At 37.6% G+C, this 14,787-nt stretch carries 13 protein-coding genes and 1 pseudogene; 6 read left to right on the top strand and 8 right to left on the bottom strand.

Annotated elements, in window-relative coordinates:
- Positions 1–56: 56 nt before the first annotated feature.
- Positions 57–977 (bottom strand): iron-hydroxamate ABC transporter substrate-binding protein, encoded by a 921-nt coding sequence (locus tag ACIQX2_RS04230; RefSeq protein WP_402847348.1) that lies wholly within the window; start codon positions 975–977, stop codon positions 57–59.
- A 1-nt stretch (position 978) separates the two neighbouring features.
- Positions 979–1,773, bottom strand: coding sequence for an ABC transporter ATP-binding protein (locus ACIQX2_RS04225; protein ID WP_402847347.1), 795 nt, complete (start codon positions 1,771–1,773; stop codon positions 979–981).
- A 124-nt stretch (positions 1,774–1,897) separates the two neighbouring features.
- Between ACIQX2_RS04225 and ACIQX2_RS04220 the strand changes: the two genes are divergently transcribed.
- Positions 1,898–2,938, top strand: a complete 1,041-nt coding sequence (locus tag ACIQX2_RS04220) for an NAD(P)/FAD-dependent oxidoreductase (RefSeq protein WP_402847345.1) — start codon at positions 1,898–1,900, stop codon at positions 2,936–2,938.
- 641 nt (positions 2,939–3,579) lie between these two features.
- On the opposite strand, the gene ACIQX2_RS04215 is transcribed toward ACIQX2_RS04220, so the two are convergent.
- Positions 3,580–4,602, bottom strand: a complete 1,023-nt coding sequence (locus ACIQX2_RS04215) for a DUF2804 domain-containing protein (protein ID WP_402847344.1) — start codon at positions 4,600–4,602, stop codon at positions 3,580–3,582.
- 124 nt (positions 4,603–4,726) lie between these two features.
- On the opposite strand from ACIQX2_RS04215, the pseudogene ACIQX2_RS04210 reads away from it, so the two are divergent.
- Positions 4,727–5,206 (top strand): annotated as a pseudogene (locus ACIQX2_RS04210) (amidase domain-containing protein); the annotation flags it as partial.
- 50 nt (positions 5,207–5,256) lie between these two features.
- On the opposite strand, the gene ACIQX2_RS04205 reads toward ACIQX2_RS04210, so the two are convergent.
- On the bottom strand, positions 5,257–6,105 hold the full coding sequence (locus tag ACIQX2_RS04205) for a DegV family protein (RefSeq protein ID WP_402847342.1): 849 nt from the start codon (positions 6,103–6,105) through the stop codon (positions 5,257–5,259).
- A 105-nt stretch (positions 6,106–6,210) separates the two neighbouring features.
- Positions 6,211–6,783 (bottom strand): glycerol-3-phosphate acyltransferase, encoded by a 573-nt coding sequence (locus tag ACIQX2_RS04200; RefSeq protein WP_402847341.1) that lies wholly within the window; start codon positions 6,781–6,783, stop codon positions 6,211–6,213.
- Between the two features lie 141 nt (positions 6,784–6,924).
- Here ACIQX2_RS04200 and ACIQX2_RS04195 point away from each other — a divergent pair, with 141 nt between their 5' ends.
- The gene (locus ACIQX2_RS04195) at positions 6,925–7,500 is read left to right on the top strand and encodes a nitroreductase family protein (protein WP_402847339.1); all 576 of its coding nucleotides are present in this window, start codon (positions 6,925–6,927) and stop codon (positions 7,498–7,500) included.
- 103 nt (positions 7,501–7,603) lie between these two features.
- Here the strand turns inward: ACIQX2_RS04195 and ACIQX2_RS04190 are convergent, their stop codons facing one another.
- Both ACIQX2_RS04190 and ACIQX2_RS04185 read right to left on the bottom strand, forming a co-directional pair.
- Positions 7,604–8,371: a hypothetical protein gene (locus ACIQX2_RS04190; RefSeq protein WP_402847337.1), complete on the bottom strand. Its 768-nt coding sequence runs from the start codon at positions 8,369–8,371 to the stop codon at positions 7,604–7,606.
- A gap of 305 nt (positions 8,372–8,676) precedes the next feature.
- Positions 8,677–10,074, bottom strand: coding sequence for a dipeptidase (locus ACIQX2_RS04185; RefSeq protein ID WP_402847336.1), 1,398 nt, complete (start codon positions 10,072–10,074; stop codon positions 8,677–8,679).
- 176 nt (positions 10,075–10,250) lie between these two features.
- On the opposite strand from ACIQX2_RS04185, the gene ACIQX2_RS04180 reads away from it, so the two are divergent.
- The 3 genes from ACIQX2_RS04180 to ACIQX2_RS04170 all read left to right on the top strand — a co-directional run bounded on the left by ACIQX2_RS04180 (position 10,251) and on the right by ACIQX2_RS04170 (position 13,011).
- Positions 10,251–11,522: a hemolysin family protein gene (locus ACIQX2_RS04180; protein WP_402847335.1), complete on the top strand. Its 1,272-nt coding sequence runs from the start codon at positions 10,251–10,253 to the stop codon at positions 11,520–11,522.
- 103 nt (positions 11,523–11,625) lie between these two features.
- Positions 11,626–12,084: a DIP1984 family protein gene (locus ACIQX2_RS04175; protein WP_402847334.1), complete on the top strand. Its 459-nt coding sequence runs from the start codon at positions 11,626–11,628 to the stop codon at positions 12,082–12,084.
- Positions 12,085–12,462: 378 nt separating this feature from the next.
- On the top strand, positions 12,463–13,011 hold the full coding sequence (locus ACIQX2_RS04170; protein ID WP_402847333.1) for an RNA polymerase sigma factor: 549 nt from the start codon (positions 12,463–12,465) through the stop codon (positions 13,009–13,011).
- A 202-nt stretch (positions 13,012–13,213) separates the two neighbouring features.
- Here ACIQX2_RS04170 and ACIQX2_RS04165 read toward each other — a convergent pair whose 3' ends face one another.
- Positions 13,214–14,779 (bottom strand): ABC-F family ATP-binding cassette domain-containing protein, encoded by a 1,566-nt coding sequence (locus tag ACIQX2_RS04165; RefSeq protein ID WP_402847332.1) that lies wholly within the window; start codon positions 14,777–14,779, stop codon positions 13,214–13,216.
- Positions 14,780–14,787 lie beyond the last annotated feature (8 nt).

Below are 14,787 nucleotides of genomic sequence, written 5' to 3'. Positions count from 1 at the left end.
AAATTATCCTTTCTACAAAAATAGCGGAGGAATCCAGTAGAATTCCTCCGCTATGATTACTTGCTGTTTAAGAAGCTTTCTTTAAAGAACTCCAATTGATAATCTAAGGAAATAGGGTCATTAAAGTAGAATTTTTCAGCATTTGCTTCAAACAATTGACCATTTTGGACAGCAGGAATATTTTTAAATACATCTGTCTCTTGGAATGAATTATCTTGATCTGCTACTTTACTCAGGATGACATAGTCACCAGCAAACTCCGGAAGAACCTCTAAAGATAAAGCATAATAACCAGGTTCTAAAGCCATTTCTTTTACTTTTTCAGGCATTTTCAAGCCCATTGCTTGATAGATAACTTCTGTTCCACGACCCCAATTATCACCGAACACATATAATTGTTTGTCAAAGTTTTCGATAACGGAAACAGTTGCATCCTCTCCGATTACTGCTTTAATTTCTTCACCAGCCACAGCAGAGCGTTTTTTGAAATCATCAATCCATGTCTGAGCCTCTTGCTCTTTATTCAGTAATTTTCCGATTTCTAAATGCTGAGTTAAATAATCTACTTTTCCATAAGTGTATGTAACTGTTGGCGCAATTTCTCTTATTTTATCCAAGTTTTGAACGGTTGAAAGAGCAATGATTAAATCAGGGTTCAGCTCAATAATTTTCTCTAAATTTTCTTCTGATACTTCCTCAACATCAGCTAAGAATGAATCATATCCTGGGTTAGACTTTGACCAAGAATCCGCTCCGACTAAATTTACGTCCAGTGCGGCAACGTTTCCTGCAAATGTAGATAAGACGACAACTCTTTGAGGGTCTGCCGGTACTTCTATTGGTCCAGTTTCTGATTCATATGTAATAGTTGTTGGATCTTCTTTCGTTTCATTTGTTTTTGTTGTGGCTGATTCACTATTACAAGCACCTAGGATAAGTACTAAAATTAACAGAACTGGCAAAATTAATTTTTTCATTTTATTTTTCTCCTTTTAATAAATCATATGATATGCACATCGGCTTACTTGTTCGTGGATCTTTTCCAATTTCAGCATCAATATTAAAGACATCACGTAAAACTTCTTTTGTTATAACTTCCTCGCAGGATCCTGCTTTCACAATATGTCCACCCTTTAAGGCAACGATATAGTCGGCAAATCGAGCTGCTTGGTTTAAATCATGTAAAACCATTACAATCGTTCGTTTTTCCTCCTTATTTAGTTGCTGCAAAAGCTCAAGAACTTCTAACTGATGTGCCATATCTAAATAGGTGGTGGGCTCATCAAGAAATATAATCTCTGTTTCCTGTGCAAGAGCCATAGCTATCCACACGCGCTGACGTTGACCACCGGAAAGAGAATCGACAGGCAAATACTTAAATGAACTCGTGTTCGTAACCTGAAGTGCCCAATCTATCACCTCATAATCGTTTTTAGAAAGTCTTCCAAATCCAGTTTGATAGGGAAAACGCCCATACGATACTAACTCACCCACAGTTAGACCGCTTGCACTCTCTGGTGTTTGAGGTAAAATGGCCATTTTTTTTGCAAGAATTTTAGTATTTTCCTTTGCAACATTTTTACCATCTAATACGACTGCACCAGACTGATGAGAGATGATTCGAGTAATTGCTTTGAGAAGAGTGGACTTACCACATCCGTTTGGTCCGATAATTGTAGTGATTTTCTGGTTGGGAATTTGCACAGACAAATCCTTTATGATGAGCTGGTCACCATAGCCAATAGACAAATCGTCTGTATATAAACGAACCATTTGAATACCTCCAAACTAAATGTTGCTTAATTAATTGATAACGATTATCATTATCATATTAGCAACTATATTTAATTATTTTACTTATGTCAACAAAATTTTTTAGAGGGTGGGAGACTAACAGATGCAAAATGTATTTGATGTGACGATTATTGGCGGAGGTCCTGCAGGTCTATATTCCGCCTTTTATAGTGGTTTAAGAGAAATGAAAACGAAGATTATAGAATATCAACCGCAATTAGGTGGTAAGTTGCATGTGTATCCAGAAAAGATGATCTGGGACGTAGGTGGCCAGACTCCGATTTCGGGAGAGCGACTAATCGGTCAATTAGTTCAACAAGGTCTAACATTTGACCCTGAGGTGGTACTGAATGAGAAGGTTGAATCGATTACTCACCGAGAAGATGGAGTTTTTGTTTTGCATGCTACTACCGGTGTTGAACATTATTCGAAAACTATTATTATTGCAGTAGGTAGTGGGATTTTAAAGCCAACTAAGCTTGAAATAGAAGGGGCCGAACGTTTCGAGGTAAGCAATTTAAACTATACGGTGAAATCAATCCAGCGTTTTAAAGATAAAACTGTCATTATATCAGGAGGAGGGAATGCAGCAATTGACTGGGCAAATGAACTCGAGTCTATCGCTAAAAGAGTGTACCTCACTTATCGCAAAGATGCGTTAAATGGTCATGAAGCACAGGTTACACAATTGCTGGAGAGCTCTGTAACGTGTTTTTTCAATACAAAGATTACGAAGTTAATTGCTAGTGAAAATCATGAAATGATAGAAAGAGTTGCTGTTTTAAATGATGAAACAGGAGAAGTTACAAATATTGAAGTTGATGAGGTCATAATCAATCATGGCTACGATCAGGATGCAGAGCTTCTGAAAAATAGTAAAATATCAATCGATATCGCAGATGATTTTTATGTGAAGGGTACTAGCTCGTGCGAATCATCTGTTGCTGGAATATATGCAGCAGGAGACATCATCCAATATCCGGGCAAAGTAAACTTAATAGCTGGCACCTTCCAGGATGCTGCAAATGCAGTCAATCAGGCTAAGCAATATATCCAGCCAGATGCAAACAAATTTGCAATGGTCTCTTCGCACAACGAAGTATTTAAAGAACGAAATAAAAAATTTGTGAAGCAACTTGTTTAAAAGGACTGCATCAAGTTTCCCAAAGTTGTCTCGTTAACGCCGGGTTCAGTTCAAGGGACTAGTCAGGATAAATAAATACTATGATTTTCGTTTCAGGTGAACGCTTTCCGCGGGCGAGGCAAAGCCTCCTCGTACGCTACGTTCCCTGCGGGGTCTCGACTTTCTCGCTTATCCCGCCAGAGTCGCCACCATTTACTACAATCAATTGATGTGTAGTACTATATGGAGAGATTTTGCATAGCTTATGCTTCACATAAATAGATAAAGCAAATTTTAGAGAACAATTAACTACATTCCATTAACTTTTTTGAATTTGAATTGTAGGCCAATGATAGATGTTAAGACAAATATTTGTGAGATTGATTGGAATTTTCCTTATATAAAAGAGGTTATTATTAATTGGAACGCAGGTCTGCGACTCCTGTGGGAACAGCACGAGTGAGAAGCTACAGGCTCGAGCCGTGCCCACGGAAAGCGTCCGATCTGCGTGGAAATCAATGGCATATCCAGATTTTAAATGTTGCAACTGAGAACTCGATTATTCCAACTAAACTAATCTAATATCCAACTAAACCAAAAACTACCCTGACACACAAAAAAAGAGGTCTGTGACTTGAGTCACAGACCACTATTCATGTTATTTACCATTTAGCTTTATGTTCTTCAATGCACCCTAGTAATTGCTTTATCTCCAGGGTGGGTCCATTTTCTAGCTGAATTTTGCCATTAAAATAACCAATCATCTGGTGAACCTCAGAGGAAATAAGTTTCAGATCAGTTTTCGCAATGCGGTGAAAAAATGGAGTGAATGTCATATTCACCTGATCGGAAAATTTAGACTTAACCTTCCAGGGCTTCATAAAATCATTCGAATCATAAGTAAACAATAAGTCTTCGTGTATTTTAGTCAACTTACCATCAATGATAATCGCGTTTTCGGTCATACCAGTACCATCTGTCCATTTTCCGCCAAAGTTTAATCCAATTCTTTTAGTGCCCACTCGTTGAGATGCAAAGCCCCAGTTCCAGATAGCTTCTCTTGGCCATATACCTCTACCATAATCGAGTACCGCAAAATTGTCCTCTTGCTGGAAGCTAAAGCGAGAATCACCGATCTTCACAAAGCCAGATGTAGGCAATGTGTGGTGCTTTCCTGTAAATTGGAATTGCGTCCGATTCCAGGGGATAACTACATTCAAAGATTCATCTTCAACTGGATGAGTTATATGTAAATCTGCATGTAACAAATCACCATCAAAATCTGGGATAGTTACAGTCATATGAGTTTCATTTTGTATATAAAGTAATTGGATAGACATTTCTTTGGAATGAAGCTGTATACTTTCCAAGATATTAGTGGGCATTTTTATTTTATTTCCTAGGGGAATCGTAACTGTCTTTTCAACGTAGCGTTGCGTTTCATAGTTAAGGAAATAGACAAAGCAGACCGCTGCGTAATCTAGATGACTAATAGTGGCAGAGAAAAGAATATCATCTCCAAAAACACACCAGTAATTCCACTTTTTCTTACGCATATAGTGACCCTTCAAATTACTTTCAATCAATGGTTTCTTTGCGTATCCAATTGCTTTAGGATTCAAATTACCTTTTTTATCGCAAAGTAAAGTGGGCACTGAAATTTCTTTTTCTGCATGCTGTCTCACTGACCATCTTCCTTTCTAAAAAGTAATTTGCCAAAAAAATAAATTATTTCATTAATTCCATACTAGCATATATTTTCTGTTTAATCATATAAACAAAATAGAGGGAGGATGAAAATTGGCAACATACAATCGAGAGAAGGCAGTAGCCTATGCACAAAAGTGGTGGAACAGTTATAATCCAAGGTTTCCGATATTCGATGTTGACTGTACAAATTTCATTTCGCAATGCTTGTTTGCGGGGGGAGCCCCTATGAGAGGGCAACCAAACAGGGAGCGAGGGTGGTGGTTGAGCAACGAAACGTGGAGTTTGAGCTGGAGCACACCTCATTCATTACGCTGGTACTTAGCGGGCTCTACAAAGGGTCTGCAGGCAACCCAAGTTAGCTCACCTGATCAGTTAATCCCAGGAGATCTAATTTTTTATGACTTCCAAGGCGATGGTCGATTTGATCACTCGACCATTGTAACAAGTGTTCAGGATGGTGTTCCTTATGTAAATGCACATACGAATAATAGCCGCAATCGTTATTGGAGCTACGAGGATTCATATGCACATACACCAAGAACAAAGTATATATTTTTCCATGTAAAAGATAATTTTTAAAACACAAAAAGACTTCCGAAAGTGTATTCGGAAGTCTCTTTTTTTACGTTCTACAAATACCAAAGCAAGGCAATTGTATCTTCGCCTGCATGCACTGCAAGGGATGTGCTAATTTCACCGATAGTGAACTGTAAATTTGGTGCTTGTTGTAAAATTGCTAGTTTTAAGTCTGTTGCCTGTTGCTCAGCGTTAGCATGCATGATGTACACATGCTTTAAATCATCCTTTTCAGCAGCTTCAACTGCCTTATTGATGAGGTACTGGATTGCTTTTTTATGAGACCGAACCTTATCTAGTTCCTTTAGCTCGCCCTCAGCATTGATCTGAATAATTGGTTTTATTTTAAGTAGGCTACCCAAATAGAATTGAGCACTGCTCAGTCTACCACCTTTATACAGTTGAGTTAAGTTGCCTATTAAGATATAGTTACGGAACTTCGAGGTCATATTTCTTAATTCAGTTGCAATTTCCTGGTATGATTGACCTGCTTCTTGTAATTGCAGTCCTTTTTCTACTAAACCTGTAATACCTGCTGATAAGGAAAAGGAGTCGATAAATTCTACTTGAATTTGCGCAATCTCAGCACCACTGATAGAGGAAGAGAGTGTTCCACTAAGACTATTAGAAACGTGAATTGCTATAATAGAATCATATTCTTTACTTAGTTTTTCATATAACATGGCAAATTCACCCGCAGAAGGCTGAGAGGTTTTAGCGGCTTCTGTTCCATTGCGAAGACGATCGTATAATTGGTCGGGTGTTAAATCAACGCCATCTACAAATTGTTCCAAACCAAAATGAATATTAAGAGGAATAACGTATACATCTGAGTGGTCTTTTAATGTATTGCTTATATATGCACTACTGTCGACTAACCACGCAATCTTTTTCAAAGTCATTTTCGGACATCCTATCTAATTTATTATTTAAATGATAGTAATTATATCATATTAAGACTTAAAGTATGATTCTTATAGAAGAAATCAATTATAAATTTAATAATATTATAGTTGCTTTTTCCACCATCTCTTATCCCAAGATTCTACAATATCTAACCTGTGACGGAGAAGAATAATAAGAATTGCAATGGAAAGTGGCCAAAGAGAAGCGAATACAGGTATAATCCAAGTTAAAATAGCATATGCACTAAATGCAATGGTCATACTTAAAGTTGCACTTCTAAGCAGCGCCATTATAATGATAAAACAAATGACCAATATACCGAACAATGTAGGTTCTATTGCTCCAGCTACGCCGATGAACGTAGCAATACCTTTTCCGCCTTTTCCTTTTAACCAGAACGGAAAAAGATGTCCTAAAATTACTGCTCCACCTGCTATAGCAATAAACTCTAAAGAGTATTGAAAATAAAAGCCGATATAAATTACACCAACACCTTTTAAGGCATCACCTAAAAAAGTAAGAAGAAATGCAGATTTTCCAAGTACTGCACCAGCATTCCTTGCGCCTAAATTGCCACTTCTTTCTTTTCTTAAATCAATTTTTTTCCATTTACCGATCCACCAAGCAGTAAGGAAGTTACCAATTATATAACTAAACAACCAATAGAGTAGCATGCTGTCACCTCAATGTATGTGAGTAAAAAGAGGAGTACTATTGAACCTCTAATTTTATAATACACTACACTTTCTAATAAATGATTAAATTGGTATGATGAAGGAAATAATTCAATTGTAAAAGGGAGAATGAACTAATTAATGATGCATTCACTAACGGTACGCGATGCAATAATTCAAAGAAGGTCAATTAAATTGTTTAACGGACAGCCCGTAGAAAGAGAAATACTGTTATCTATTTTAGATGACGCAGTATGGGCACCTAACCATCAATTAAGACAGCCTTGGCGATTTATAGTGGCGTGTGGAAAAGAATTAGATGATTTATATAGCGTGTTAAAGGAATTTGCCATTCCCAAATGGAAAGAGCTTTCGGAAGAGGACCTAGAAAAACAAATGAAGAAATTTACGAATCCCGGCGGATATGTATTTGTTGTGGTGCCGGAGGATGCTCGTCAAAAGGAACGTTTAGAGGATTATGCAGCAGCAAGTATGCTAGTACAAAATATTCAATTACTTGCTTGGGACAGAGGGATAGGATCTTGCTGGAAAACTCCAGGGTTTTTAGACAACCCGTTGTTCCGCAAAGAGCTTGGAGTTCAACCAGGTGAACGCATTATCAGCATGCTCCAAGTCGGCTACTTTGATGAAATGCCAAAACCAAAAGAACGTAAAGGTGTAGAAGACGTAGTAACTATTTTTGAGAAAAAAGAATAACTAAAAAAATCGAGTAAGAGATATCCGTCTCTCACTCGATTTTTTGTTTGTATTCTACTAAGAAGAGGGATAGTTCCACCAAAATGACACTGACGAAGTATCGTTAATGATTGTTTGTATAATACGGAGGAAATTCCCCTTCCGAATTTTTGAGTGTCATCGAATTTCGCTCAACGATATAAGAGGTGAAAGAGCTGCCAGTTGTGTCTCCTTTTCTCCATTCTTCTTTAAAGATGACTAAATATTTTTCATTACCACTGGAAATTACACTTGTTTCCCTCTTTACTTCATAGTCTCCAATTGTTCCATTCCATGAACCTATTTCTTTTGGGAACTCGCTGATATTCGTACCTTCCCCTGAAGTTGCAAACGTAACTGCAGCTTCCTTTGTAAAAGGAGGTAGAGGGGGAGACATTACCTGAAAATATAACCAAAGGCTAAATAAAATAAACATAGGCGATAGGATTAAGATGAATAATTGCTTCGTTTTATAACTATTTTTCATTAACCCTAAATCTAAAAAAGCATATAAGACTGCACTACAAAATCCGAGAGCTGCAAAGAGTATTTCTTCAAATAAAATGCCAAATAAAGACCCGAAAAGTCCAAGAACAGCTACGTATAACCAATTGTGACGGGCAAAATATTTTCTTTGTAATAATTCGACTCCTATAGAAATAATATTTCCATATGTTAAGATTATTGCTCCAGCGTACAGAAAGATAACGAAAGTCCAACCTACAAAATGATTACCCTGCTCATAAATAGCCAGATCTACATTGAAAAGGCTCATAACCATAGCCAAAAGTAATGTAGTAACAAAAGACGCTATTAGCTTACGAGATACAAAACTAACACCTGTCGTATCCATACATTCCTCCTCCAACAAGATAATTTAGGTAAAAAGAATCCAATTTGATTTCCGCTAAATAGACGCTTGGCGATATTCAATGCTCAATCATAGAGTGTAGTACCACTTACTTCGTTGATCTTCGTTACAGGTGGCGACGCGCTAGCGGCGGTGATAGCTCATCGCTCACCCCACGAAACGCGTCCACCTGAAACGGAAATCAGTAGTGTATATATTTTTATATTTATTATAAAAATATATCCCAGGGTATGCGTTAGCCAGTCAATGAAAAACACATGGATCAGACAACCCATGTGTTCTAATAATTATTTTTTCAAATCCTCTTTCGAAAGCTCAGCTAATTCGAAATAGTAATCGCTAATGACACGAAGACCTTGGTCAAAGTTTTCCAAATGGAAATGCTCGTTAGGAGCATGGAAATTTTCTGTAGATAGTCCGAAGCCCATTAATACAACTGGAAGTCCGAGAATTTCGTCAAATGCAGCAACAATTGGAATAGAACCGCCACCACGAGTATATGCTGTAGGAACGTTATATACTTTTTCGTAACTGCGACCAGCTGCTTGAATAGCAGGGTGATCGAAAGGAGTGATGAATGGTTTACCTTTATCGAATTCCGTAAGTGTTACGGTGACTCCAACTGGCTTGTTCTTTTCAATATGAGCCCTTAGTTTAGCAACAATTTCGTCCGGGTCTTGATCGGGAACTAGACGACAAGTTATTTTTGCACCAGCTTCACTTGGAAGTACAGTTTTAATACCTTCACCAGAGAAACCACCGAAGATACCGTTGATTTCTAAAGTTGGGCGTGCCCAAACGCGTTCTAAATGCGTAAAGCCTTTTTCGCCGAATAATTCTTCGACTCCAACTTCTGCTTTTAATTCATCTTCATCAAAGCCAAGGGAGGCATAAGCTTCTCTTTCTTCGTCCGATAAGGGACGTACATTGTCATAGAAGCCTTCTACCTCAATAGTTCCCTCTGCATCACGGAAGGATTCTAATATAGAAACTAATGCATGAATGGAGTTTTGTACCCCACCACCATAAAGGCCGGAGTGAAGATCGCCTTTAGCCCCTTTTACATCAATTTGAACGCCGCATAGTCCACGTAAACCGTAGCAAACTGCTGGTTGACCAGGGCCTTGCATACCTGTATCGGAAATCACAATAACATCTGCAGCGAGCTTTGTTTTATTATTTTCAATATATTCTTCTAGATTAGGGCTACCAACTTCTTCTTCTCCTTCGATTAAAAACTTAACATTTACTGGTAAGGATTTGTTTGATTGTAGGAGTGCCTCAATAGCTTTAACATGCATAAATACTTGCCCTTTATCATCACTTGATCCACGTGCATATAATTTATTGTCTCTTACTTGAGGTTCAAACGGTTCGCTATCCCAAAGATTTAGAGGATCGACTGGTTGAACATCATAATGTCCGTATATAAGCATAGTAGGTTTATCTTCTGCATGTAACCAATCCGCATAGACAACTGGGTGTCCGCTTGTTTTATCGACTACGACATTTTCCAGTCCTGCTTTTGTTAAGGAATCAGCAAGCCACTGGGCACCTTTTTGCATATCCTCTTTATGTTCCGATAAAGAAGAAATACTTGGGATACGTAAAAACTGTTTTAGTTCTTCTAAATGTTCTTCTCTTTTTTCTGTGAAATAATGGTCTAATGTAGTTAGTTGACTCATTACAATCCCTCTTTTCAAAAAATTTCGTGAATAGAAATAGTATAGCATAAGTTTTGTGCATATTAGAGGTATTTAGTCAGGGTTGATATTAGTTTTGTGACAACTAAAATCACAATATGATATAGTTATAAGAAAGCATATGGAACGTATATTAATACCCACAGGAGGCAACAATTTTGTACATAGAATTTGTACTATTTGCTATTTCAGTACTCGTATCCCTTTTTTTATCAGGTAGTGAAACAGCGTTAATGACAGTTAATAGGATGAAGGTCCAGCTTAGAGCAGAACAGGGAGACGAAAAATCTGAGAAAATACTATCCCTACTTTCAAAGCCGGACCGAATGATTATTACCATCTTAGTAGGAAATACAATAGCTAATATAGGTATGGCCGTAATTTTAATATTAATCGCAGAACATTTTGAATGGCATATTGGTTGGTCTATTGCCATTTTAACGGCGTTTATTATTTTATTTTGTGAAGTACTTCCTAAGACAATTGCCGCAACATTCTCGGATCGTGTTGTGTATGTAGTTTCTCCATTTATACGCTTACTCGTCATCATTTTGCGACCAATTACAGCATTTATAGCTGAAATCACCAATTTATTTATTCGAATTGGTTCAAAGGGTGCTATAACGGAAACGACAATTACAAAAGAAGAGTTACTTTCCATGGTTGATCTTGCTTCAACGGATGGAACGTTTGAAGACGAAGAATCTGAACGAATAAAAGGAATGCTGGATTTTCCAAATAAGGATGTTTCCGATGTTTTGTCAACACATAGAACGGAAGTAGTAGGTATCCCGATTGAAGCTACATATGAAGAGGTTCGTGATACCATCCTGGAGCATCATTATACTAGATATCCAGTTTACGATGATAGCTTAGATACAATTGTTGGTATGTTTTACTCGAAAAAGTTTATCGAATGGTCCATGGATACATCTATTGAACTCGACACTTTTATCGACAAAGAACCATTATTCGTTGTACAAACCCTGAGTGTGGAAAAAGTATTTAAACTTATGCTGACCCATAAAAAACATATGGCCATTGTGTTGGATGAATATGGTGGAACACTTGGGATTGTCACTCATGAAGATTTAATAGAAGAAATGATTGGGCAGGAAATAGAAGATGAAACCGATGTGGACGAAGAAATTCTTGTGCATGAGATGACGGAAAACCGTTTAGTCTGTGCAGGTAGAATGGAAATCGAAGAAGTCAATTCGCTATTCCACGTTGCTATCGTCAATGAAAATGAAACAATAGGTGGCTTTGTTTTGGATCAGTTAGGGCATGTGCCGGAAGAGAATGAACAATTCGCCTATGAAGAATTAATAGTTGAAATTAATGAAATGGATCGCAGTCGTATAGTTAAATTGACTATAACTAAAAGAGAAGTAGCTGCATTGCCAGAGCTAGAAAAGCAAGAGGATTAAAAAACCTCTTGTTTTTTTGTTATTTCATAATAAGAACTTTTTTCTTATAAAAAGAGGACATACTCCAGCATACACCGAATAGTTGGATACAGGGGGGATAAGGATGAAATTAGCAGAAGCTTTAATAGTAAGATCCGATTACCAAAAGCGACTGGAACAGTTGAGAAATCGACTACTTCAAAATGCTAAAATACAAGAAGGGGAGACTCCAAACGAAGACCCTAAAGTATTGATAAAGGAACTGGATCAACTATTGAGTGATTTAAAAAAACTAATAAAAAATATTAATCGGACAAATTTACACACTGCATTTGACGATCGTCAATCTCTAGCAGACGCCTTAACTGAACGTGATCTGCTTAGTCAGGAAAGAAAAATATATAGTGCTTTATTGGATGCAGCTTCTTTGTCGCATGATAGATATTCCAGAACAGAGATTAAACATGTCTCGACTATCAATGTAAGAGAAACGCAGAATTATGTGGATGAACTATCCCAAAAACATCGAGTATTAGATACTAAAATTCAAGAAATTAATTGGCTTACAAATGTAATCGAATAGCCGAAAGTTGGTAGCGAAATGTAAAGGCGAGTACAAAACCTCCAACTGGTCAAGTTGGACTTACGGGTAGAGGTTTCGGGGTAACCTCGAGGTTCGAGTCCTCTTAATACAAGTTATACCCAGTACTGTCACATGAGTACAAGTTATTTTTTACAATTAACTACCGCGTACTGATTTGCATTTCGTGAGGGTGGATAAGGGGAACTTAAAAGTTAAGACTATCTTACAGTCTTTTTTCAATGCACCTATGTTAGTTCGGTGTCCTCCTAAATTTTGGCTTACACCTTTGTAATTTTTCTGAAAGAGAATACGATAGAGGGTAAGGTTAAAGTTTGGCATTATAGAGTTAACAAGAAAAGCCGAGCGGAGGAAACTAACATGCAGGTTCAATTAGAAGAAATTTACGAGGAATATAACCGTTATATATATTATTTATCTTTGAAGCTAACTAAAAATCAAACAGAAGCAGAAGACTTAATGCAAGAAGTTTGGGTGAAAGTCGTACGATATGAATCATATATGAAAGAAGTCGATCATGTAAAAGCATGGTTAACAACAATTTGTATGAACACATTCCGTGATAGATATCGCAAACAGGTTAGACGCAGCAAATACGTAGCAAATCAACCGGAGCAATTAGATATTTCCTTGCTGGATTTAATCGCTGCAGATGTTCTAACTGTTGAGGAGCAATTAGAGAAGGAAGACGTTGGTGAAATGATTCGATCCAAAGTGAGTGAATTGGATGGTATATATCAGAAAACAGTAATGTATTTCTATGTACATCAATTTTCACTAATCGAAATTGCCGAAGTGATGAAAGTATCAATCGGTACTGTGAAATCTAGACTGTTCCGCGCAAAACAACGTTTGAAAGAATTAATCATGAATGACGAATTTGCAAAAGAATCATTACTGCTAGCATAAAAGTAAGAGCCTTCTATTAAAGAAGGCTTTTTTTTGATGTAGTTCGGTCTTGAATGGTTACTTTCGGATGGCCACAGAATACTCTCGTACGCACTTGTTTTACTCTTGGATACTAAGTGATTACTCTCGTCAAGCAAGCGAACACACTACAAAATCATGAAAAGACCCTGAGTGTAAGGCGCTCAGGGTCTGCATATAGTGTCTATTCTTTAATAACTTCTTTACCAGTAGAGAACCATTCTTCCACGTTCCATACTTTTGTTACAAGACCTTCGTAAAATTCTGGTTCATGACTGACTAGCACGATTGTCCCCTTGAACTCTTTCATCGCACGCTTTAACTCTTCTTTCGCATGAATATCCAGATGGTTTGTCGGCTCATCGAAGATTAACCAGTTCGTTTCTTCCATCATTAGCTTACATAGACGCACTTTTGCTTGCTCGCCACCACTTAAACTTGATAGCGGGCGGGAGATATGCTCACTCTTAAGACCAGTACGAGCTAAGGCTCCACGTACTTGGGCTTGTCCCATACTTGGATACGTTTCCCAGATTGCTTCGATCGGTGTAATATCTCCAGCTTTTACTTCCTGTTCGAAATAACAAGGAGTTAAGAAATCACCGCGTGTTACTGTTCCGCTGACAGGAGGTATCTTGCCAAGAATTGTTTTAAGTAATGTCGATTTACCAATTCCGTTCATTCCAACAAGCGCAATTTTTTCACCGCGCTCAATTGTAAATGTTAAAGGTGGTAGTAACGCTTTATCGTAACCGATTTCTAAATGCTCAGCTTCTACAACATAGCGGCTAGGGCTACGGGATTCCTTAAAGCTAAATTCTGGTTTTGCTGCAGTTTCAGGTCGGTCAATTCGTTCGATTCGATCTAGCTGTTTTTGACGAGATTTTGCTCGTCCTGTCGTTGAGTATCGGGCTTTATTTTTGGCGATAAAATCTTCTTGTTTCTTAATGAAATCCTGTTGCTTCTCATAAGCATCGATATGCTGACGTTTATTTAACTCAGCAAGCTCTAAGAATTTCTCATAGGACGCAGTGTATCGAGTAAGTTTCGAAAATTCCAAGTGGAAAATCACGTCGACAATCCCATTCATGAACTCGGTGTCATGGGAAATCAATAAAAATGCGTGCGGATAGTTTTTCAAGTAGTTGGAAAGCCAGTTTACATGTTCTTCATCTAAATAGTTGGTAGGCTCATCAAGTAACAATACTTTTGGCTTTTCTAATAAAAGCTTTGCAAGTAATACCTTTGTACGCTGACCACCAGAAAGTGCTTCTACTGGGCGCTCTAGACCAATAACATCCAAACCAAGACCACGAGCAACTTCTTCTACCTTCATATCTAAAGAATAGAAGTCACCAGCATCCAAAGCATCTTGAATTTCTGCCATTTGCTCTAATAATACTTCTAGCTCCTCGGGCGTTGCATCCGCCATTTTACCGATAATTTCGTTTAATTCTTCTTCTTTTTTGTACAATGGCAAAAATGCATCTCGCAGTGTATCAAACATAGAACGTCCAGATTGCAGACGTGTATGCTGATCTAGATATCCATAATGTGTGTTCGGTAACCATTCTACTCGGCCTTCGTCATGAATGATTTCTCCTGTTAAAATATTCATCAATGTTGATTTGCCAACACCGTTTGCACCTACAAGTCCTACATGCTCACCTTCGACTAAGCGAAATGAAACTTCCTTGAAAAGGGTACGGTCTCCGAATGTATGTCCTAAATTTTCTACTAATAAGCTCATGTATCTAT

The organism is Psychrobacillus sp. NPDC096623 (assembly GCF_044762655.1).
Lineage (GTDB): Bacteria > Bacillota > Bacilli > Bacillales_A > Planococcaceae > Psychrobacillus.
The sequence above is the reverse complement of the archived record's forward strand: the minus strand, read 5'-3'. Positions and strand labels throughout refer to the sequence as shown.

Excerpts from the sequence above, each read along its gene's own strand:
- ACIQX2_RS04225 (WP_402847347.1), bottom strand. The coding sequence starts at position 1,773 with ATGGTTCGTTTATATACAGACGATTTGTCTATTGGCTATGGTGACCAG.
- ACIQX2_RS04190 (WP_402847337.1), bottom strand. The coding sequence starts at position 8,371 with ATGGATACGACAGGTGTTAGTTTTGTATCTCGTAAGCTAATAGCGTCT.
- ACIQX2_RS04200 (WP_402847341.1), bottom strand. The coding sequence starts at position 6,783 with ATGCTACTCTATTGGTTGTTTAGTTATATAATTGGTAACTTCCTTACT.
- ACIQX2_RS04230 (WP_402847348.1), bottom strand. The coding sequence starts at position 977 with ATGAAAAAATTAATTTTGCCAGTTCTGTTAATTTTAGTACTTATCCTA.
- ACIQX2_RS04220 (WP_402847345.1), top strand. The coding sequence starts at position 1,898 with ATGCAAAATGTATTTGATGTGACGATTATTGGCGGAGGTCCTGCAGGT.
- ACIQX2_RS04165 (WP_402847332.1), bottom strand. The coding sequence starts at position 14,779 with ATGAGCTTATTAGTAGAAAATTTAGGACATACATTCGGAGACCGTACC.
- ACIQX2_RS04185 (WP_402847336.1), bottom strand. The coding sequence starts at position 10,074 with ATGAGTCAACTAACTACATTAGACCATTATTTCACAGAAAAAAGAGAA.
- ACIQX2_RS04205 (WP_402847342.1), bottom strand. The coding sequence starts at position 6,105 with ATGACTTTGAAAAAGATTGCGTGGTTAGTCGACAGTAGTGCATATATA.
- ACIQX2_RS04175 (WP_402847334.1), top strand. The coding sequence starts at position 11,626 with ATGAAATTAGCAGAAGCTTTAATAGTAAGATCCGATTACCAAAAGCGA.
- ACIQX2_RS04170 (WP_402847333.1), top strand. The coding sequence starts at position 12,463 with ATGCAGGTTCAATTAGAAGAAATTTACGAGGAATATAACCGTTATATA.
- ACIQX2_RS04195 (WP_402847339.1), top strand. The coding sequence starts at position 6,925 with ATGATGCATTCACTAACGGTACGCGATGCAATAATTCAAAGAAGGTCA.